19 protein-coding genes are annotated in these 18,772 nt (G+C 71.0%); 10 read left to right on the top strand and 9 right to left on the bottom strand.

Translation table 11 applies throughout. From position 1 onward, the window contains the following. Positions 1-420 precede the first annotated feature (420 nt). Positions 421-942 carry a Uma2 family endonuclease gene (locus ACFPIJ_RS12630; protein WP_380114930.1) on the bottom strand — a complete coding sequence of 174 codons (522 nt, stop codon included), beginning with the start codon at positions 940-942 and terminating at the stop codon, positions 421-423. A 102-nt stretch (positions 943-1,044) separates the two neighbouring features. Here ACFPIJ_RS12630 and ACFPIJ_RS12625 point away from each other — a divergent pair, with 102 nt between their 5' ends. Beyond that, a complete protein-coding gene (locus tag ACFPIJ_RS12625; protein ID WP_380114929.1) occupies positions 1,045-2,136 on the top strand; it encodes an aminotransferase-like domain-containing protein in 1,092 nt (363 codons plus the stop codon). Positions 2,137-2,413: 277 nt separating this feature from the next. Next, positions 2,414-3,550: a magnesium and cobalt transport protein CorA gene (locus tag ACFPIJ_RS12620; RefSeq protein ID WP_380114928.1), complete on the top strand. Its 1,137-nt coding sequence runs from the start codon at positions 2,414-2,416 to the stop codon at positions 3,548-3,550. A gap of 70 nt (positions 3,551-3,620) precedes the next feature. Here ACFPIJ_RS12620 and ACFPIJ_RS12615 read toward each other — a convergent pair whose 3' ends face one another. Beyond that, positions 3,621-4,199 (bottom strand): hypothetical protein, encoded by a 579-nt coding sequence (locus ACFPIJ_RS12615; protein WP_380114927.1) that lies wholly within the window; start codon positions 4,197-4,199, stop codon positions 3,621-3,623. Positions 4,200-4,414: 215 nt separating this feature from the next. On the opposite strand from ACFPIJ_RS12615, the gene ACFPIJ_RS12610 reads away from it, so the two are divergent. Next, the gene (locus ACFPIJ_RS12610) at positions 4,415-4,954 is read left to right on the top strand and encodes a peptidylprolyl isomerase (protein ID WP_380114926.1); all 540 of its coding nucleotides are present in this window, start codon (positions 4,415-4,417) and stop codon (positions 4,952-4,954) included. 22 nt (positions 4,955-4,976) lie between these two features. Further along, on the top strand, positions 4,977-5,936 hold the full coding sequence (locus tag ACFPIJ_RS12605; protein WP_380114925.1) for a rhomboid family intramembrane serine protease: 960 nt from the start codon (positions 4,977-4,979) through the stop codon (positions 5,934-5,936). A 56-nt stretch (positions 5,937-5,992) separates the two neighbouring features. Here the strand turns inward: ACFPIJ_RS12605 and ACFPIJ_RS12600 are convergent, their stop codons facing one another. After that, on the bottom strand, positions 5,993-6,073 hold the full coding sequence (locus ACFPIJ_RS12600) for a proprotein convertase P-domain-containing protein (RefSeq protein ID WP_380115209.1): 81 nt from the start codon (positions 6,071-6,073) through the stop codon (positions 5,993-5,995). A gap of 24 nt (positions 6,074-6,097) precedes the next feature. Beyond that, positions 6,098-6,673 carry a TetR/AcrR family transcriptional regulator gene (locus ACFPIJ_RS12595; protein WP_380115208.1) on the bottom strand — a complete coding sequence of 192 codons (576 nt, stop codon included), beginning with the start codon at positions 6,671-6,673 and terminating at the stop codon, positions 6,098-6,100. A 110-nt stretch (positions 6,674-6,783) separates the two neighbouring features. Between ACFPIJ_RS12595 and ACFPIJ_RS12590 the strand changes: the two genes are divergently transcribed. From ACFPIJ_RS12590 to ACFPIJ_RS12580, 3 genes are read left to right on the top strand one after another with little or no spacing between them, the layout of a single operon-like run. After that, positions 6,784-7,239: an SCP2 sterol-binding domain-containing protein gene (locus ACFPIJ_RS12590; protein WP_380114924.1), complete on the top strand. Its 456-nt coding sequence runs from the start codon at positions 6,784-6,786 to the stop codon at positions 7,237-7,239. 40 nt (positions 7,240-7,279) lie between these two features. Then, a complete protein-coding gene (locus ACFPIJ_RS12585) occupies positions 7,280-8,494 on the top strand; it encodes an acyl-CoA dehydrogenase family protein (RefSeq protein ID WP_380114923.1) in 1,215 nt (404 codons plus the stop codon). 51 nt (positions 8,495-8,545) lie between these two features. Next, positions 8,546-10,093 carry an AMP-binding protein gene (locus ACFPIJ_RS12580; protein ID WP_380114922.1) on the top strand — a complete coding sequence of 516 codons (1,548 nt, stop codon included), beginning with the start codon at positions 8,546-8,548 and terminating at the stop codon, positions 10,091-10,093. Between the two features lie 3 nt (positions 10,094-10,096). Here ACFPIJ_RS12580 and ACFPIJ_RS12575 read toward each other — a convergent pair whose 3' ends face one another. The 4 genes from ACFPIJ_RS12575 to ACFPIJ_RS12560 all read right to left on the bottom strand — a co-directional run bounded on the left by ACFPIJ_RS12575 (position 10,097) and on the right by ACFPIJ_RS12560 (position 13,992). Beyond that, positions 10,097-10,900 carry a hypothetical protein gene (locus ACFPIJ_RS12575; RefSeq protein WP_380114921.1) on the bottom strand — a complete coding sequence of 268 codons (804 nt, stop codon included), beginning with the start codon at positions 10,898-10,900 and terminating at the stop codon, positions 10,097-10,099. Continuing rightward, positions 10,891-11,382, bottom strand: coding sequence for a SigE family RNA polymerase sigma factor (locus ACFPIJ_RS12570; RefSeq protein ID WP_380114920.1), 492 nt, complete (start codon positions 11,380-11,382; stop codon positions 10,891-10,893). Before ACFPIJ_RS12570 ends, ACFPIJ_RS12575 begins: the two co-directional genes overlap by 10 nt. Before the next feature lie 61 nt (positions 11,383-11,443). Further along, positions 11,444-12,697, bottom strand: a complete 1,254-nt coding sequence (gene purD / locus ACFPIJ_RS12565) for a phosphoribosylamine--glycine ligase (protein WP_380114919.1) — start codon at positions 12,695-12,697, stop codon at positions 11,444-11,446. Between the two features lie 8 nt (positions 12,698-12,705). Continuing rightward, positions 12,706-13,992, bottom strand: coding sequence for an adenylosuccinate synthase (locus ACFPIJ_RS12560; protein WP_380114918.1), 1,287 nt, complete (start codon positions 13,990-13,992; stop codon positions 12,706-12,708). Between the two features lie 89 nt (positions 13,993-14,081). Here ACFPIJ_RS12560 and ACFPIJ_RS12555 point away from each other — a divergent pair, with 89 nt between their 5' ends. Together ACFPIJ_RS12555 and ACFPIJ_RS12550 are read left to right on the top strand one after the other, a co-directional pair. Next, on the top strand, positions 14,082-14,966 hold the full coding sequence (locus ACFPIJ_RS12555) for a diacylglycerol kinase family protein (protein WP_380114917.1): 885 nt from the start codon (positions 14,082-14,084) through the stop codon (positions 14,964-14,966). Positions 14,967-15,030: 64 nt separating this feature from the next. Continuing rightward, complete coding sequence (locus ACFPIJ_RS12550; protein ID WP_380114916.1) at positions 15,031-16,866, top strand: MinD/ParA family ATP-binding protein; 1,836 nt, start codon at positions 15,031-15,033, stop codon at positions 16,864-16,866. Position 16,867: 1 nt separating this feature from the next. Here the strand turns inward: ACFPIJ_RS12550 and ACFPIJ_RS12545 are convergent, their stop codons facing one another. Beyond that, positions 16,868-17,284 (bottom strand): DUF3151 domain-containing protein, encoded by a 417-nt coding sequence (locus ACFPIJ_RS12545; protein ID WP_380114915.1) that lies wholly within the window; start codon positions 17,282-17,284, stop codon positions 16,868-16,870. Between the two features lie 178 nt (positions 17,285-17,462). On the opposite strand from ACFPIJ_RS12545, the gene ACFPIJ_RS12540 reads away from it, so the two are divergent. Further along, complete coding sequence (locus ACFPIJ_RS12540) at positions 17,463-18,683, top strand: LOG family protein (protein ID WP_380114914.1); 1,221 nt, start codon at positions 17,463-17,465, stop codon at positions 18,681-18,683. Positions 18,684-18,772 lie beyond the last annotated feature (89 nt).

The raw sequence follows: 18,772 nt of genomic DNA, 5'->3' as shown, positions 1-18,772 counted from the left end.
CACGTTCCGTGCTGAGAGAAGACACGGCTGTGCGGGCCGGTCGCGGCCGATCGGCGGCCGTCGAGGGTCGCGGCGATCGTCGACGAGACGGTTCTCCGCCAAAACGCAACAGGCTCGTGGACGACCACGGCGCCCCTTCGATCATCAGCGAGGGCGGGAGATCGCCGTTTCGACGCTGGTGCGCACCGGTCCACCGATTGATGGTCATCACCCTTGGGCATGATCGGTATTGGAGCACCGAATGGTGCCCCTCGACGGCGCTGGATCATGCGAGAACGACGGGGAACCCCGACAGCCCTCCCGACCGGGCAGGTTGAGCACAGCACCGAGGGAGCCACGCGGCCGAAGTGGTCCCCTTCAAGGAGCGGCGGAACATCACCGCAGGGGCGGAACCGGAGCCCCACCCCCTACAGCGCGGCGCTACCGGATCAGACCCGGATCAATGCTCACCGAAAACGGATCATCGGTCGTGAACACCGCACCCGAATCCACCACGGTCGTCGTCCGGTAGCCGTCCGCGTGTGCGGCGGGCAACGGGTCGGTGTGCACGGTCAGGGTGTGGCTCCTCGAGTCGAGGATCCAGAACTGGGCGATGCCCGCCGCGCCATAGTCATGACGGCGCAGCACCAGGCCCGGCAGTGGGTTGCTCAGTGACATGACCTCGATGACGACCAGGACGTCGGTGGCATGGACGACGTCACCCTCGCCGTCCATGGCTTCGGTCCGCGTCACCATCAGGTCGGGCACATAGGTGCGACCATCACCACAGTCCACCCCGAGGCCGACGGCCAGCACGGCGAGATCCGGCGGGCAGGCCTTCCGCAGCACCGTCTCGAGGCGGTGGCTCGCCCGGCGGTGGGAGATCGCCGGAGGGGCCGTGGCCAGCGCTCCGTCGATCGTCCAGCCCTGGGTCCGGTGCGGTGTCAACGCGGGCATCGTCATGCCCCACATGCTGCCAGCGGGGTATGACATTTTCTCTTTCCACCTGGTGGAGCGGACGGAACTCGGCTGAACCGGCCCACATCGCTCTCGTAGGCTGGCGCCATGCAGCTCATCTCTTTCGCCCGTGGCGCACCCAGTCTCGACATCATCGACGTCGACGGGCTGAAGGCCGCTGCGGTGCGGGCATTCGAGGCCGACCCGGCTGGCATCACCGCCTATGGCACGTCGGTCGGTTATCTCCCGCTGCGGTCGTGGATCGCGGCCAAGCACGGCGTCGACGCGGACCAGGTGATCGTGACCAACGGTTCGCTGCAGGCCGACGCGCTGCTGTTCGAGCACCTGGTGAAGCCGGGTGACGCGGTGGTGGTGGAGAAGCCCACCTACGACCGGACGCTGCTCAACCTGCGCAACCTGGGTGCCACCGTGCACCAGGTGACGGTCGACGCCGACGGCATCGACACGGACGAGTTGCGGCGGCTGCTGGAGAGCGGCGTGCGGCCGACGCTGGCGCACATCATCCCCAACTTCCAGAACCCCGCCGGCGTGACCTTGAGCGCGCAAAGGCGGGAAGCGCTCGTCAAGCTCGCGCAGGAGTTCGGGTTCACGATCTTCGAGGACGACCCGTACGCGGACATCCGCTGGCGGGGCGAGAAGCTGCCGACGATGCTGTCGCAGGACACCACCGGCGTGGTGGTGCACGCGAGCTCGTTCACCAAGACGATCGCGCCCGGGCTGCGGGTGGGTTACCTGGTCGGACCGCAGCAGACGATTGCTGCGATCGCGAAGCGGGCGACCAACCTCTACATCTCGCCGAGCATGGTCGCCGAGGCGATCACGCACCAGTTCTGCGTGACCGGTGACATCGAGCGGTCGATCGCCAAGGTGTCGGCGACGTTGGGTGAGCGGGCCCGCCTCCTCGCGGAGGGGCTGCGCAAGCACGTGCCCGACGCCACGTTCGTGGAGCCCGACGGTGGCTACTTCCTGTGGGTGGAACTGCCGGAGGACATCGACACCACGGAGCTGGAGACGGTGGCCGCGCGGGACTTCGGCGTCGCCGTGGTCAAGGGCAGCGACTTCCTGCTGGAGGGCGGCAAGCACTCGGTGCGGCTGGCGTTCTCGGCGGTGCTGACCGACCAGGTCGACGAGGGCGTGAGCCGGCTGGCCGCGGCGATCGAGGCCGTCCGAAAGGGCTGACACAGGGACGGAACAGGAACGACAGAGGGATGTCTAGCGGCTGACGAGCGGCTGGGAAGCGGACTGACGGAAAAGCGACACCAAACCGTGATGGTGCGGTGGGTTCCGCAGTCGGCTCCGGATGGCCCAAAATCCAGCCCGGCGCGCTTTGCTGAATCGCGCTGCAGACATCACCCCCCGCCCCCCAACGGCACCGGGTGGGTCGACCGCGCCCCCACCCCCCACCTGCGGTCGACTCACCCGGTGCCTACTTTTGCCAAGTAACAAGGGGGTCGTCATGACCGACGAGCAATTGGCGGGTTCGTTCTCCAGGGCGTTGGCCCGTCCGGTGCGGGCGATGTCGCGGATGTTGAGTCCGGCCGCACCGACCGCGGCGGCTGCGGCGCCGCAGGACACGGCCAGTTCGATCGTCGACTGCGCGCTGTACGTCGACGGCGTGCGCCAACCCGGCGACTGGCACTATGCGGAGGCGCTCACCGCGGCCCGCAAGCATCGGCACGCGTTCGTCTGGGTCGGGCTGAAGGAGCCGGGCGGGCGGGAGATGGCCGCGATCGCGGAGACGTTCCAGCTGCACGAGCTGGCCGTCGAGGACGCCGTCACCTCCTCGCAGCGGCCGAAGGTCGAGCGGTACGGCGACATGACCTTCATGACGATGCGGACCGCGCGATACGTCGAGCACGACGAGCTCACCGAGAGCAGCGAGGTCGTGGAGACCGGCGACGTGCTGATGTTCATCGGCGAGCACTTCATCATCACGGTCCGCCACGGTGACGCCTGCCGGTTGACGCCGGTGCGCGCGGACCTGGAGCGGCGCCGGGAGGTCCTCGCCGGGGGGCCGTGGGCGGTCGCCTATGCCGTTGCCGACACCGTCGTCGACGTGATGGTGGAGGTGGTCGCGGCCATCGAGGAGGACGTCGCGATCATCGAGGACCAGGTGTTCAGCCCGTCCAAGGGCAGCAAGGGCAAGGGCACCGATCGGATTCAACGGGTGTACCAGCTCAAGCGCGAACTGATGGAGTTCAAGCGCGCGGTGTTACCGCTGCAGCGCCCCCTGGCCGGTCTGGTCAGCGGTCAGCTCGCGGAGGTGCCGGAGGAGATCCGCCGCTACTTCCGGGACGTGAACGACCATCTGGTCCGCACGGTCGAGCAGGTGTTGTACCTCGACGACGTGATCAACTCGGTGCTGCAGGCGCGGCTGGCGCAGGTGAGCGTCGACCAGAACAACGACATGCGCAAGATCGCGGCCTGGGCCGGTATCGCCGCCGTATGGACGTCGGTCGCCGGCGTGTACGGAATGAACTTCGACTTCATGCCCGAGACCAAATGGGTCTTCGGCTATCCCGGCGTGATGACGCTGATGGTGGTGGCGTCGGCACTGCTGTACCGGGCGTTCAGAAGATCCGGCTGGCTGTAGAGACGCACAAAGCGAAACGCGGACGGGCCGTCCCCCGTGGCTGGGGAGGGCCCGTCCGCGCGCTCGTGCGTCAGGAGCGGCTGTTCTTCGACGCGGCCTGCGGCATCGGGTGCTTGTCGTAGTCACCGCTGCCCGAGGGGCCGGTGTTGGTGCTCTTGCTGCCGATCAGGTCCGAGGCGCGGTCCTTGGCCGCCTCGCCCATCGTCTTGGCCTTGTCGACCCCGGCGTCCATCGTGGACTTCGCCGAGTCGATCATCGAGCCGGTGTCGCCGGCGGTGCGGGTCGAGCCGTACTCGTCCCAGGCCTGGTTGGCCCGCCGGCGCCGCATGAGCGCGGTGGCCGCACCCACGGCCGCGCCCGCCATCAGCAGCCCACCGATGGCCATCGGCCACCGACTGCGGCTCTCGTTCTTCGTCATCTTCGCTTTCCCCTTGCGCCCTATCTTCTCGGCCTGCTTGCTCGCCTGGCGCGAACGGTCGCGGGCGATGATGAGGATCGTCCCCGCAGCACCGCCGGCCTTTGCGAGGCCAGGCTTGACCGCATTCCGGGCGTTCTCGACGCGCGGCGCCAATGCCCCCGAGGCGCCATCGGCGGCGTGCGCCGCGGCCAGCCGCAGGTGGCCCAGGCTTTCACCGAGCTCCTCCTGCATGAGCCGGCGGTGCGTCTTCACCTCACGACGTCCAAACACTTGCTCCACCTCCATGGCCGCGAAACCTCGTTCTCCCCGGGTTACCCAGGCAGAACTTTCCGAACCGGTCCGCTGCTGGTCATCCTGCCGCGAACCGACGGCCCGCACACCCGGATCCGCCAGAATCCGCGTCCGATACGGTGATGACGGAATGTCACCAAAGAAAGGGAGAACTGGTGGCCGAGCAACTGTTCGCGACGCTGCACACCAACGTCGGCGCCATCCGGCTGGAGCTGTTCCCCAACCACGCCCCGAAGACCGTTCGCAACTTCGTGGAGCTCGCCGAGGGCAGCAAGGAATACACCGACCCGCGCACGGGCGAGCCGGGCAAGGGCCCGTACTACAACGGCGTCATCTTCCACCGCGTGATCGACGGCTTCATGATCCAGGGTGGCGACCCGACGGGCACCGGCACCGGCGGTCCGGGCTTCAACTTCAACGACGAGATCCACCCCGAGCTGCACTTCAACCGGCCGTTCCTGCTGGCCATGGCCAATGCGGGCATCCGCTTCGGTCAGGGCACCAACGGCTCGCAGTTCTTCATCACGCTCGGCCCGACGCCGCACCTCAACGGCAAGCACACCATCTTCGGTGAGGTCACCGACGACGACTCGAAGAAGGTCGTGCAGCAGATCGGCGGGACGCAGACGGGCCAGATGGACCGTCCCCGCCAGGACATCGTGATCGAGCGGGTCGACATCGAACGGGTCTCATAAAAGGCTCGCTAACCTTGTCGGCATGACTCAGCCGTCGGCGAACGTGGTCCCCCACTGCTATCGGCACCCAGACCGCGAGACGTATGTCCGGTGCACCCGCTGCGACCGGCCGATCTGCCCGAATTGTATGAATGAGGCGTCGGTCGGCTTCCAGTGTCCGGAGTGCGTCCGCGAGGGTGCCAGATCGCAGCGCCCGGTGCGGACCGCGTTCGGCGGCGGCCGCGAGGGAATCGCCGGCACGGTGACGATCACGCTGATCGTCATCAACGTGCTGGTGTTCATCGCCTCGGTCATCAGCTCCGGCAGCGCCGAGTCCGTCGCCGGCGGCGGCCTCGGCGGCCTGTTCGGGGGCAGCACGCCGCTGCACGAGTGGGGCGCGCTGATCACCTACGGCTACGAGCCGGTGACCGCCGACACCATCCGGTTCAACAACGGCGGGATGGCAGGTGGCGAGTACTACCGCCTCGTCACCTCGATGTTCCTGCACTACGGCGTGTTCCACCTGCTGATGAACATGTGGGCGCTGTGGGTGCTGGGCCGGCCGCTGGAGGCCGCCCTGGGCCGGGTCCGGTTCCTCGGCCTGTACATGGTGGCCGGGCTGGGCGGCAGTGTCGTGACCTACCTGCTGGCCCCGCCGGAGAGCCTGACCGCCGGCGCCTCGGGGGCAATCTACGGCCTGTTCGGCGCCTTGATCGTGGTCCTGCGCAAGATGCGCCGCAGCATCGCCGGTGTCGTGCCGGTCCTGGTGATCAACCTGGTGCTGACGTTCAGCGTGCCGGGCATCTCGATCACCGGGCACCTTGGCGGCCTCGCTACCGGCGCCCTGGTCGCCGCGGGACTGGCCTACGCGCCGCAGAAACACCGCACGCTGATCCAGGTCGCCACGCTGGTCGCGGTCGTGGTGGTGCTCTTGATCGCGACTGTGGTGCACACCGCGGGCCTGCCGAGCCTCGAGGAATACCTGCGCACCCGCCCCGACTGAAGCACCGGAAGGCGCCACCCGGATCGCGGGTGGCGCCTTTCGCGTGCAAGGAACCGTTACAGGGTCAGCGACCAGGTGTCGATCCGGCCGGTGTCCGCGGTGGCGGCGTCACGGACCCGCAGGGTCCAGGTCCGCACCCTGTCCAACCCGGCGGAGCAGGTCTAAGCGCGCCAGACGCGGCCCTGCAGGAGCGAGTCGGCCCCGACCCAGACGAAGTTCATCATCCGCGTCGCGGTGTGGTCGGGGTCCTCCTCCTCGTGGTCGGCGAGCCAGTCCGCCAGGGACTCGGCCGCACCGACGTAGGCGTAGGCCATCGCGGTGAAGTCGCCCGGCCGGCCCGGGACCTCCGCGGCCGTGGCGGCGCTCGCCAGCAGCCCGGCCACCACCTCGACGATCCTCGCCCGCATCCCGGCCAGCTCGCCCGCGAAGTGCGGCTCGCTGCGGGCCTGCCGGTAGAGCACCCGCCACCCGTCGCGGTGGTCGCCGACGAAGGTGAAGAACGCCCGCAGCCCGTGCCACAGCTGCTCGTCGGGCTTCGCGGTGGGCAGCACCCCGGCCGCCACCGCCTCCATCAACCTGGTGGCCTCGCGGTGCAGGCACGCGACGAACAGTTCGTCCTTGGTGCCGAGATACGCGTAGACCATCGGTTTGGAGATGCCGGCGACCTCCGCGATCTCGTCCATGGACGCGGCGTGGAAGCCGCGATGGGAGAAGACGCGCACCGCGGCGTCCAGCATCTGCTGTTCGCGCACCACCCGCGGAAGTCGTTTCAGCACCTTGTCACCTTACCTACTCGTGCGTAAGGTTACGCGTCAGTAGCTTATCTCCGTGAACGAAGGAAACCGACATGGCCGACCTCGACGCCCTGGGCGACTTCAACAACGTCGACCCGAAGCAGTTCGCGCAGCTCGTGAAGGGCGCCTCCGACGCACAGCTGGGCGAGCTCATGGCGGGCCCGCAGCGCAAGGCGATCCTCGACACGATCTTCGCCCGCTTCCCGGAGCTGTTCCGCGCCGACCGCGCCGGCTCGACCAACGCGATCATCCACTGGACGATCACCGGCGCGCCCGACGGCGGCGCCGAGACCTACGAGCTGGTCATCGCCGACGGCACCTGCGTGCTCTCGCCGAGCCCCGACCAGGAGCCGAAGCTCGCGATCACCGTCGGTCCCGTGGACTTTCTCAAGGTCGTCTCCGGTGCCGGCAACCCCATGATGATGTTCATGACCGGCAAGCTCAAGGCCAAGGGCGACCTGGGCCTGGCCGCCAACATCGCCAACCTGTTCGACATCCCGAAGGCCTGAAGTCCAGCGCCTCCGGCGTCGACCAGAAAGGACTGCGCACATGCCCGAGTTCTCGCTCGATCTGAACGAGGAGCAACGGGACCTCCGCGACTGGGTGCACGGCTTCGCCGCCGACGTCGTGCGCCCAGCCGCCGCGGAGTGGGACGCCCGCGAGGAGACCCCCTGGCCGGTGATCCAGGAGGCGGCGAAGATCGGCCTCTACGGCTTCGAGTTCCTCGCCAACACCTGGGCCGACCCCACCGGGCTGTCGCTGTGCCTGTCCAACGAGGAGCTCTTCTGGGGCGACGCCGGCATCGGCCTGGCGATCTTCGGCACCAGCCTCGCGGTCGCCGCGATCTACGCCACCGGCACTCCCGACCAGATGCTCGAATGGGTCCCGCAGTGCTTCGGCGACGCGGCCGAGCCCAAGGTCGCCGCGTTCTGCACCACTGAGCCGGAGGCCGGCTCCGATGTAGGCTCGATGAAGACCCGGGCGCGCTACGACGAGGCAACCGACGAGTGGGTCATCAGCGGCCAGAAGGCATTTGCGACCAACGGCGGCATCGCCAACGTGCACGTCGTGACCGCGAGCATCGAGCCCGAGCTGGGATCCCGCGGGCAGGCCGCGTTCGTCGTGCCACCCGGCACACCTGGACTCAACGGCAGCAGGAAACTCAAGAAGCTCGGCCTGCGCGCCTCCCACACCGCCGACGTGTTCCTGGACGACGTGCGGGTGCCGGGCCGGTGCCTGCTCGGTGGCAAGGAGGCGCTCGATGCCCGGCTGGCCCGCGCCCGGGAGGGACGCAAGGCCCAGGGGCAGGCCGCGATGCGCACGTTCGAGCTGTCCCGGCCGGCGGTCGGGGCGCAGGCGCTCGGCGTGGCCCGCGCCGCGTACGAGTACGCCCTCGAATACGCCAAAGGAAGGGTGCAGTTCGGCCGGCCGATCATCGAGAACCAGGCGATCGCGTTTGCCCTCGCGGACATGCGCATGGAGATCGACGCCGCCCGCCTGCTGGTCTGGCGGGCCGCCTGGATGGGGCGCAACAACCGCCCGTTCGAGGCCGGCGAGGGTTCGATGAGCAAGCTCAAGGCCGGCGAGGTCGCCGTGGCGGTGACCGAGAAGGCCGTGCAGATCCTGGGCGGGGCCGGCTTCCTGCGGGAGCACCCGGTCGAGCGTTGGTTCCGCGACGCCAAGATCTACACGATCTTCGAGGGCACCAGCGAGATCCAGAGACTGGTGGTCGCCCGCGCAATTTCCGGCACCTACATCCGCTGACTTACGGCGGCGGCCCTCTGCCAGGGGCCGCCGCCGTTTCAAAGGGGAGACATGGACACGCCGTTCATCCTGCGCACGATGGCCAGCCGGAAGCTGCTCCACCCAGGCAGCCCCGCACGCATCGTGCGCCAGCTCAACGCCCTGCGCCGCTGGGGCTTCGGCCTGTACGGCGAGATGCGCTCGACGGCCGCGCGCGACCCCGACCGGATCGCGGTCGTCGACGAGGACCGCCAGATCACCTACGCCGAGCTCGACCTGCGGGTCCGCCGGCTCGCCAACGCCCTGCGGGCCGAGCACGGCGTGCGCGCCGGCGACCGGGTCGGCCTGCTGTGCAACAACTCCGCCGGCATGGTCGAGGCGATGCTCGCCCTGATCGCGCTCGGCGCGCAGGCCGTCCTCGTCAACACCGGCCTCGGCAACACCCAGCTCGAGGCGGTGGCGCACGACCAGTCCCTGACCCTGCTCGTGCACGACGACGACCTGCTCGGCATGCTCGCCGCCGCGCCCCTGCACCTGCCCCGGCTGGCGATGTCGAAGACCGCGGGGCTGATCCACCGGGCGCCGTCCGCCGAGCTTGAGCCGCCGGCCGTGGCCGGTTCTGTGGTCGTGCTGACGTCCGGCACGACCGGCGCGCCGAAGGGGGCCCGCCGGCGCAACCCGTCGGGGCTCGGACCGCTCGCCTCGGTCGTGTCCCGCATCCCGCTCTTCGCCGGCGAGCGGATGTTCGTGGCCGCGCCGCTGTTCCACACCTGGGGGCTGGCCGCGCTCCAGCTGTGCCTGGCGTTGCGGGGCACGATCGTGGTCGCCCGCCGCTTCACCCCGCGGTCCACTGTGGACGCGGTGAACGCCATAGGGTGCACGTCGCTGTTCGCGGTGCCGGTGATGCTGCAACGACTGCTCGAGGCGCCCGCGCCCATGCCGACGCTGCGGGTCGCGGCGACGTCGGGCTCGGCGCTCACCGGGCCGCTCGCCTCGCGCTTCATGGAGGTGCACGGGCCGGTCCTGTACAACCTGTACGGCTCCACCGAGGCGTCCTGGGCGTCGATCGCCACGCCGGAGGAGCTCCGGGCCGCGCCCGGCACCGCCGGGCGCCCGCCGCGCGGCACCCGGGTCGCGATCCTGTCCGACAGCGGCACCGAACTCCCGACCGGCGTCATCGGGCGGATCTTCGTCGGCAACGACATGCTCTTCGAGGGCTACACCAACGGCACCGGCCGCGAATCGCACGGCGACCTGCTGGGCACCGGCGATCTCGGCCACCTGTCCGCCGACGGCCTGCTCTTCGTCGACGGACGCGAGGACGACATGGTCATCTCCGGCGGCGAGAACGTGTACCCGGCCTCGGTCGAGGACGTGATCGCCGAGCTGCCACAGGTCCGTGAGGTGGCGGTGGCCGGGGTACCCGACGAGGAGTGGGGCCAGCGCCTGGCGGCGTGGATCGCCCTGCACGACGGCGAGTACGTCGACCCGGACGCGGTGCGGGAGTACGTCCGGCACCGGCTGGCCCGGTTCTCCGTGCCGCGCGACGTGTACTTCGTCGCCGCGCTCCCCCGCAACGCGACCGGCAAAGTCGTGCGCCGCCAGCTCCACACCGACTGAGGCTCAGGGGTACATCGTCAACTCCGGAGTCATGACCAGGTCGATGAGCTGCTGCTCGGTGACCGGCGTCGGCCGGCCGGGGTCCCTCGCGCGGGTCAACGCCATCAGCGTCGTGCCGTCGGGCCGGACCGCCCAGACGTCGATGCCGTAGCCGCCCGCCACGTCGTTGCGGATCAGCAGTTCGCTGCCGCCGATCGTGGCGGGCCGGCACTTCGCCTCCGGAACGCCGCACTCCTTCTCGGCGAAGGCGCGGAACTGCGCGGGGATATCCCCGGCGGCCTCGGTCCGCACCGACATCACGCCGCCCGGGAGGTTGAACCCGGCGGTGTACCCGATCTGCTGGCCCCCCACCTTCTCGAACCGGGCGGGCAGCGGGCTGCCATCGCGGGCGTTGGTGAACGTGACGCCGGGGATGAGGCGCGGCAGCAGCACGGTGAGCTCGGCGCTGAGCCGGGCGATCGCCGCGCCGCAGGACTCGGTGACCGGCACCAACGGGGGCTCGGCGGGGACATTGGCGCCGGGCAGCACCTTCACCGTCGGCGACGGCGTGACGCACGCGGCCGGCGACCTGGTCGCCGCGGCCACCGTCGACGGCGGGGCCAGGCCCGGGCTCTGACCGGACGGCTTCTGCGGCAGCAACTGCGGCAGTGCGACCATCCCGGCCGCCAGCGCGGCGGCGACCGCGACCCCGGTGACCGCGTGCAGGCGGCGGGTCCGCCGGCGCTCGCCGGTGATCAGCTGGTCGACGTCGATGCCGGTGGGTGGCGGATTCGCGGTGGCTGCGAGCATGGCCTGGGTCAGATCCACAGCGGGTCTCCCTCCTCGAGGCCGGCCCGCAGCGACTCCAACGCCCGGGCGGCCTGGCTCTTCACGGTGCCCTCGCTGCAGCCGAGCGCCTGTGCGGTCTCCTCGACGGACAGGTCGCAGAAGTACCGCAGGACCAGCACGGCCCGGCGGCGCGGGGGCAGCCCGGCGAGGAGGGAGAGCACGTCGAGCCGCCGGTCGGCGTCGGCAGCCGCGGCGGTCCGGTCCGGCAGCTGGTCGGTGGACGACTCGCGCCGCCACGGGCGCCGCCGCTCGTCCAGCCAGGCGGACATGAGCATGCGTCGCACGTAGGCGTCGCGGTGCTCCATCGCCGCCGCGCGCTTCCAGTGCCGCAGCAGCTTCACCAGCACCGTCGACGTCAGGTCGTCGGCCAGGTGCCAGTCGCCGCACAGCAGGTAGGCGGTGCGGCGCAGGCGGTCCAGGTTGCCCGCGACATAGTCGCGGTAGGCCTGCTCGGTCGACATCCGTGCTCCCCTCCCCGTTCGGGTTCACCGGGTGAACGGAGGCGGAGCCACGCGGGGTTGCCTACTTCGCGGGAATCACCACGGTGTCCTGCAGAGCGGCCAGGGCGATGTCAGTGCGGTGCTGCTCACCGTCGAACGTGACGCCGTCGACGAGTCGGTACGCCGCGGCGCGGGCCTCGGCCAGCGTGTCGCCGGTGGCGGTGCAGGTCAGCACCCGGCCGCCGGCGGTGACCAGGGCGCCGTCGGCGCGGCGGGCGGTCCCGGCGTGGATGACACCGGGGACGCCGTCGGCGCCGGTGATGACGTCACCCTTGCGGGCCGACTCCGGGTAGCCGGCGCTGGCCATGACCACGCACACGGCCGAGCCCGGGCGCCACGCCAGCGGCGGGTCCTCGGCGAGCCTGCCGACGGCCGCGGCGTGCAGGATCCCGGCGAGGGGAGTTTCGAGGCGGGCCAGGACGACCTGGGTCTCCGGATCACCGAAGCGGCAGTTGTACTCGATGACCTTCGGCCCGTCGGCGGTCAGTGCCAGGCCGACATAGAGCACCCCGGAGAACGGCGTGCCGCGGTGGCGCATCTCGGCCAGGGTCGGCTGGACAACGGTCGCCATCACCTGGTCGACCAGGCCCTCCGGGGCCCACGGCAGCGGCGAATACGCGCCCATGCCGCCGGTGTTGGGGCCGGCGTCGCCGTCGCCGATGCGCTTGAAGTCCTGGGCCGGCTGCAGCGGCACCGCGGCCGTGCCGTCGGTGACGACGAACAGGGACACCTCGGGACCGGCGAGGTACTCCTCGACGACGACCCGCTCGCAGGCCGCGCCGTGCGCGAGGGCCTCGTCGCGGCTGTCGGTGACGACGACGCCCTTACCGGCGGCCAGGCCGTCGTCCTTCACCACGTAGGGCGCGCCGAACGCGTCGAGCGCCTCGGCCAGCTCCGCCGCGGAGGTGCAGACGAACGAGCGGGCGGTGGGCACGCCCGCCGCCCGCATCACGTCCTTCGCGAACGCCTTCGAGCCCTCCAGCTGCGCCGCGGCCTGCGACGGGCCGAAGCACGCGATGCCCTTCGCGCGGACCGCGTCGGCGACCCCGGCGACCAGCGGCGCCTCCGGGCCGACCACCACGAGGTCGGCCGCCAGCTCCACGGCGAGGGCCGCCACCACGTCCGGGTCGAGCGCGTCGACCTCGGCATTCGTCGCGATGGCGGCCGTGCCCGGGTTGCCCGGGGCCACGATCAGGTCGGTCACGGCGGGGTCGGCGGCCAGGGCCGCGGCGATCGCGTGTTCACGACCGCCGGAGCCGAGCAGGATTACGCGCACGCGACAGATTAAAGCAGGCTGTGACGGACCACGTTCTCGTCCCGGCCAGGGCCCACCCCGACGATCGACACGCGGGTGCCCGCGAGTTCCTCGATCCGCTCGATGTAGCGCTGCGCGTTGGCCGGCAGGTCACCGAACGCCCGCGCCTTCGAGATGTCCTCCCACCAGCCGGGGAGCTCCTCGTAGATCGGGGTCGCGTGGTGGAACTCGGTCTGCGTCATCGGCATCTCGTCGGTGCGCTTGCCGTCGACCTCGTACGCCACGCAGATCGGCACCGTCTCCAGGCCGGAGAGCACGTCGAGCTTGGTGACGACCAGGTCCGTGATGCCGTTGAGCCTGGTCGCGTACCTGGCGACGACCGCGTCGTACCAGCCGGTGCGCCGCTCACGGCCGGTCGTGGTGCCGTACTCCCGGCCGATCTTGCGCAGGTGCACGCCGAAGTCGTCGAACAGCTCCGTCGGGAACGGGCCCGAGCCGACGCGGGTGGTGTAGGCCTTGGTCACGCCGATCACCTGGGTGATCGCGGTCGGCGGCACGCCCGCACCGACGCAGGCGCCGCCCGCGGTCGGGTTGGACGAGGTCACGAACGGATACGTGCCGTGGTCCATGTCGAGCATCGTCGCCTGGGCGCCCTCGAGCAGGACCGTGCGGCCCTCCTCCAGGCCCTTCCACAGCACCTGACGGGTGTCGGTGATGTAGGGCCGCAGGCGCTCCGCGTAGGTGAGGTACTCCTCAACCGTCGCGTCGACGTCGATCTCCTTGCGGTTGTACACCTTGAAGAGGACCTGGTTGCGCTCGCGCAGCACGATCTCGAGCTTCTTGCGCAGGATGCCCGGGTCGAGCAGGTCCTGGACCCGGATGCCCATGCGGGCGACCTTGTCGCCATAGGCGGGACCGATGCCGCGGCCGGTCGTGCCGATCCGCGACGAGCCGAGGTAGCGCTCGACGACCCGGTCCAGAGCCCGGTGATGCGGCATGATGAGGTGTGCGTCACCCGATATCATCAGGCGGGACACATCGACGCCGCGCTCGGCCAGCCCGTCGATCTCGATCAGCAAGACCTTCGGGTCGATCACGACCCCGTTGCCGATGACGATCGCCGCGTTGGGCCACAGGGCCCCCGACGGCATGAGGTGCAGCGCAAACTTCTGTCCATCCGGCGTCACCACGGTGTGACCCGCGTTATTGCCGCCGGAGTAGCGCACGACGTAGTCGACGTCGCCGCCAATCATGTCGGTAACCTTGCCCTTGCCCTCGTCGCCCCACTGTGCGCCGATGAGCACGATCGCTGGCATCGTCTGTTGCCCTCTCCAAAGGGTCGGGCGCCCCAGCGGGTCGCCCGGGGTGCCAGGCTAACAACCGCGTGAAAGGCAGGTTGACAACGGTGGTCGACGTGGTGGTGCTCGCGCTCGGCGAAGGCACGTCTTGTGCCTGCGATAACGGCGCGTGCGGCACGCGTACTCCTATTCTTGCCTGTCGCGACGCGCTGCGCACCGCAAGCGTCCAGGTCGAGACCGTCGTCGCGCACACCGACGCCGAGATCGACGCCGCGCTGAAGGCCCTGCCCGACGTGCGGCTGATCGTGGCCACCGCCGCCGACGGGCAGCTCCGGGCGGTGCTGCGGCGCCTGGTCAGGATGTACGCGCCGGCGCCCAGCAAGCGGTCGCTCGCCGCGGAGGCGATCCCGGACGACCGGACCCTGCCGGACCTGCCGCCGATCGGCGTCCTGCCGCTTGGCCCCGACTCGACCGACCTCGTCACCCGGCTCGGCCTGCCCCGCACCCCGGCCGACGTCGCCGCGGCCGTCCTCGGCGGCAACGTCCGCCGTCTCGACCTGCTCCGCAACGACGCCGGCTCGGTCACCCTCGACGGCGTCCTGGTCGGCGGGGTCGACGCGAGCGGCTCGGCCAGCACGTTCCTGGCCCGGGTGGAGGTCGACGACGCCGTCCTCGCCGACGGCACCGAGCCCGTCCTCATGTCCGTGGTCGCCAACGCCTCGCGGTATGCGACGGTCGACGGCCTGCCGCTCGTGCTGTCCCCCGACATGAGCGACGGCGTCCTGGACGTGGCCGTCGCGGTGCCGCGGGCCTCCCGGTCGCTGTTCCGCCGCCCCCGGGTCGAGATCGAGGTCCGGCGGGCGCACGGCCGCGCGGTCGCGATCACCCCCCGCACCGACGTCCCGTTCGTCGACGACGGCGCCGAAGGCACCCTGACCAGGAAGCGGTCGTGGTGGATGGAGCGCGCCGCCTGGGCCGTCTACGTGCCCTGACGTCGCCATCTACGCATACTGTGCGGACTCGCATACGGTGGGAGAGCGCGGGAGGGGACCAACTGTGAGCGACGCACTCTGGCCGCCGGATGAGACCATCTCGGGGCGGCGCACCGAACGGCCCGTCACCACGGGCCCGACGCAGTCCGCAGACAACGCTGACGGCACCGAGGTCCTGTACATCCCGGAGGCGGGCACCGGCCAGCCGACCGCCACCGGCGCTGACCGGCCGGGTGGTTCGCCGGGTGAGGCGAGCGAGCATGTCGGGTCGCCGTGGTCGCAGCCGCCCGGTGGGCCGGGTCTCGCCTGGTCCGGCCGACCGGCCGGGCAGCAGCCCGACGGTGACGTCGGGCCTCCCGGGCCGTGGCTCGAGGCACCGCCGGCGCATGGCGATCAGCACGGCGGCGGGATCCAACACGGCCAGCCGGTCCCGCACGTGCCGGTGTCCGGCGCCCCGGTCCGATCGCCGGCCGCCGGGACCGCGGCGGTGCCGCTCTCCGGCTCGACCGCCATCCCGGTCGCCGGTGCCGCGGCCATTCCCGTCTCGGGCGGGCCCGTTCGGGGCGCGACCTCCACGCCCGGGTCCGGCGCACCGCCGACCAACGGTGTGGCCGTGCCCCGGCCGCCGGTCATGCACCCCCCGCAGCCGGTGCCGCCCCCGCATGCGGCTCCGCCACCCGCCGCGCCGGACACCTACGGTCCGCCGTCCGCCGACCCGCCGTACACCGCGCCGCCGGCGCCCCCGACGCATGCGGCACCGCCCCCGCACGCGGCGCCACCGGCGTACCCCGGACCGGCGCCGACGACCGGACACTCCGCGCCGCCGGTCCAGCCCACGCAGCCGGCGTTTCCGGACCTTCCCGGTGCGCCCGGCCAGCCCGTGCCGGGGGTGCCGCCGACGGACCCGCCGCCGCTCCTGCACCGGCCGCCGACCACGGCACCGCCGGAGTTGACCTGGTCGGACGGCAGCACGCCGACCGCGGAGGAGTTCGCCCGGCGCCGGCAGTACCGGCCGGTCGACCCGAACGCCACGCGGGGCGTGCGGGGCGTGATGTCCAAGGGCACGCTCGGCATGCTGTCGTTCGGGCCGGGGCGGCGGGAGCAGGAGTACCGGCACGACGTCGACCTCGTGCGGCGCAACTTCGGCGGCCTGCGGCAGGTGACCGTGGTCAACCCGAAGGGCGGCGCCGGCAAGACCGTCGCGGTGCTGCTGCTGGCGATGACGTTCGGGCAGAAGCGCGGCGGATACGTGCTGGCCTGGGACAACAACGAGACCCAGGGCACCCTCGGCATGCGGGCGCAGCAGGACTTCCACTCCCGCACGGTGCGTGACCTGCTGCGGGACCTGAACCACTTCAAGGGCGCGCAGGGCCGGGTCGGTGACCTGTCGCAGTACCTGCGGGCGCAGGGCGAGGGCATGTTCGACGTGCTCGCCAGCGACGAGTCCGCGACGGCCGGCGAGATGCTCACGGCGCTGTCGTTCGGGGAGATCCGGGAGGTGGTCAGCCGGTTCTACAAGCTGATCGTGGTCGACACCGGCAACAACGTCCGCGCGGAGAACTGGCAGGCCGCGATCGACGCGACCGACCAGCTGGTGGTGACGATGTCGGCCCGGAACGACTCCGCGGAGACGGCGTCGAGGATGCTGGACCACCTGGAGCAGCACGGCCGCCAGCGGCTGGTCCGGCAGGCGGTGACCGTGGTGTCGATGCCGCCGAGCCGCCGGCACCTCGACGTCCCGGCGATCACCCGGCACTTCGCGGCGCGGACCAGGACGGTGCTGCTGGCGCCGTACGAACGCTTCATCGACTCCGGAGAGCCGATCCGCTACGCGGGACTGACGTCCGCGAGCCGCGACGCCTGGTTGAAGGTCGCCGCGGCCATCGCGGAAGGACTCTGACCTAGCGGAGGGCGGCCGTGGCGGCCGGGTCGCTGTCGTTGAGGAACTGGGCGCAGCGCTCGGCCTCCTCGGACTCCCCGATCGACTCGGCGGCCAGGCCGAGCGCGCTCAAGGCCCGCAGGAAGCCACGGTTGGGCTCGTGCGACCACGGCACGGGACCGGCCCCGCGCCAGCCGCTGCGGCGCAGCTGGTCGAGGCCGCGGTGGTAGCCGGTGCGGGCGTAGGCATAGGCCGTCACCGGCTCGCCGTCGGCGAGGGCGATTTCGGCGAGCTCGGCCCAGGCGGCGCTGAACGAAGGATGGGCCGCGGCGACATCCTTGACGTCCTTCTCGGAACCGGCGGCGGCGGCGAGCTTCGCGGCGGCCTCGGGCTCGGCGGGAAGCAGCGTCGGTGATGGCTGTGGCAGCAGGTTCTGCATCCAGCCATTCAACCAGGTTGGCTGAACGGTGGAGGGTACGTCCCGCGACCGGGGGGTGTGCCCGGTTCGTGCAGGTACTAGAAAGGGAAGTCCGGAGCCTCCCCAGGACCCGGTTACGCGATGGCCCGATCTTCACGGTCGGGTCATCGCCCTTTGTGGGGACTGGCAAGATGACTGGGTGCCCACACCGCCCCCGCCAGACGTGGTAGCGCTGCACGATCACTCGCCGGACGAGATCGAGTCGCCGGAGGAGCTGCTGTTCCACCTGCGCACCGGTTCGCTGGCCACCAAGATCGTGCAGGGTCTCGACCTGTCCGCCATCGACCTGTCCACCGTTGAGGTGCGGGACACCCTGTTCATCGGGTGCCACTTCGCGGCCCTGGACGCGGTCGTCGACCTGCTGCTGCGCCGGGCCGTGGTGGTCCCCGAGTTCGTCGGCGTGCCGTACCCGACGCACCCGTCGCAGCTGTACGTGCCGGACGACCTCGCCGCCGGCTTCGAGTCCGACGGGTTCGCCGGCATGTTCGACACGCTGGTCTACGAGCACTTCCGCGCGACCGGGGGAGCCACGCCGGAGATCCGTGAGGCGATAGTGCAACGGATGCACGACTCCGGCATCGACAACGCGTTGGCCAACGTGACCGCCGGCTGGATCGGCGCCCGGGGACCGGCCGCCGCGATCGGAATCATGGGCGGCCACGCCGTCCTGCGCGGCGCGCCCGACTACCGCAACGCCGCCGAGCTGGCCTGGCGCCTGGCCGGCGCGGACCGGCTGGTGGTGACCGGCGGCGGCCCCGGCGTCATGGAGGCCGCCAACCTGGGCGCCTTCCTCGCCGACCAGCCGCTGGACACGCTCGCCGAGGCGATCGACCGCCTCGCGGTGGCCCCCGACTTCCACGACCACGACCCGTTCACGCGAGCGGCGCTGGACGTCCGGGCCGCGTTCGCCCAGCCGGTCCCCCCGACCCCGGACTCCGTCGAGCCCGCGGACCAGGTCGCCGTCGACCCGGTGACCTGGGCCCGCCGCGGCGGGCTGGCGATCCCGACCTGGCTGTACGGCCATGAGCCGGCCAACCTCTTCGCCGCGAAGATCGCGAAGTACTTCTCCAACGCGATCCGCGAGGACACGATCCTGCGCCTGTCGCGGGGCGGGATCGTCTTCGCGCCGGGCATGGCGGGCACGGTCCAGGAGGTCTTCCAGGCCGCGACGAAGACGTTCTACGCCACCGACGGCGGCAGCGGCCCGTTCATCTTCCTCGGCGTCGAGCACTGGACCGAGCGCCTGCCGATCCGTGGCCTGCTGGAGCCGCTGCTGGCCGCGTCCCCGGTCGGCGACCTGCGGGAACTGCTGCACATCACCGACGACGTCGCCGAGGCCGCCGACCTCCTCACCGCCTAGCCACCCGGCCATCCGACCACCACCGTCGTGATCGAAGTCGCGGCCCGGCCGCGCGAACAGCCGGCCAGCGACTTCGATCACCGGGAAGA

The organism is Dactylosporangium cerinum, from assembly GCF_042653625.1.
GTDB classification, from domain to species: Bacteria; Actinomycetota; Actinomycetes; order Mycobacteriales; family Micromonosporaceae; genus Dactylosporangium; species Dactylosporangium cerinum.
This window is presented reverse-complemented; position numbering and strand designations above follow the sequence as displayed.

What these genes read in the sequence shown, in the direction of transcription:
- ACFPIJ_RS12560 (WP_380114918.1), bottom strand. Translation starts at nt 13,992, where the DNA reads ATGCCAGCGATCGTGCTCATCGGCGCACAGTGGGGCGACGAGGGCAAG.
- ACFPIJ_RS12615 (WP_380114927.1), bottom strand. Translation starts at nt 4,199, where the DNA reads ATGCAGGAGGAGCTCGGTGAAAGCCTGGGCCACCTGCGGCTGGCCGCG.
- ACFPIJ_RS12570 (WP_380114920.1), bottom strand. Translation starts at nt 11,382, where the DNA reads ATGTCGACCGAGCAGGCCTACCGCGACTATGTCGCGGGCAACCTGGAC.
- ACFPIJ_RS12630 (WP_380114930.1), bottom strand. Translation starts at nt 942, where the DNA reads ATGACGATGCCCGCGTTGACACCGCACCGGACCCAGGGCTGGACGATC.
- ACFPIJ_RS12585 (WP_380114923.1), top strand. Translation starts at nt 7,280, where the DNA reads ATGCCCGAGTTCTCGCTCGATCTGAACGAGGAGCAACGGGACCTCCGC.
- ACFPIJ_RS12545 (WP_380114915.1), bottom strand. Translation starts at nt 17,284, where the DNA reads ATGCAGAACCTGCTGCCACAGCCATCACCGACGCTGCTTCCCGCCGAG.
- ACFPIJ_RS12580 (WP_380114922.1), top strand. Translation starts at nt 8,546, where the DNA reads ATGGACACGCCGTTCATCCTGCGCACGATGGCCAGCCGGAAGCTGCTC.
- ACFPIJ_RS12595 (WP_380115208.1), bottom strand. Translation starts at nt 6,673, where the DNA reads ATGCTGGACGCCGCGGTGCGCGTCTTCTCCCATCGCGGCTTCCACGCC.
- ACFPIJ_RS12625 (WP_380114929.1), top strand. Translation starts at nt 1,045, where the DNA reads ATGCAGCTCATCTCTTTCGCCCGTGGCGCACCCAGTCTCGACATCATC.
- ACFPIJ_RS12590 (WP_380114924.1), top strand. Translation starts at nt 6,784, where the DNA reads ATGGCCGACCTCGACGCCCTGGGCGACTTCAACAACGTCGACCCGAAG.
- ACFPIJ_RS12620 (WP_380114928.1), top strand. Translation starts at nt 2,414, where the DNA reads ATGACCGACGAGCAATTGGCGGGTTCGTTCTCCAGGGCGTTGGCCCGT.
- ACFPIJ_RS12605 (WP_380114925.1), top strand. Translation starts at nt 4,977, where the DNA reads ATGACTCAGCCGTCGGCGAACGTGGTCCCCCACTGCTATCGGCACCCA.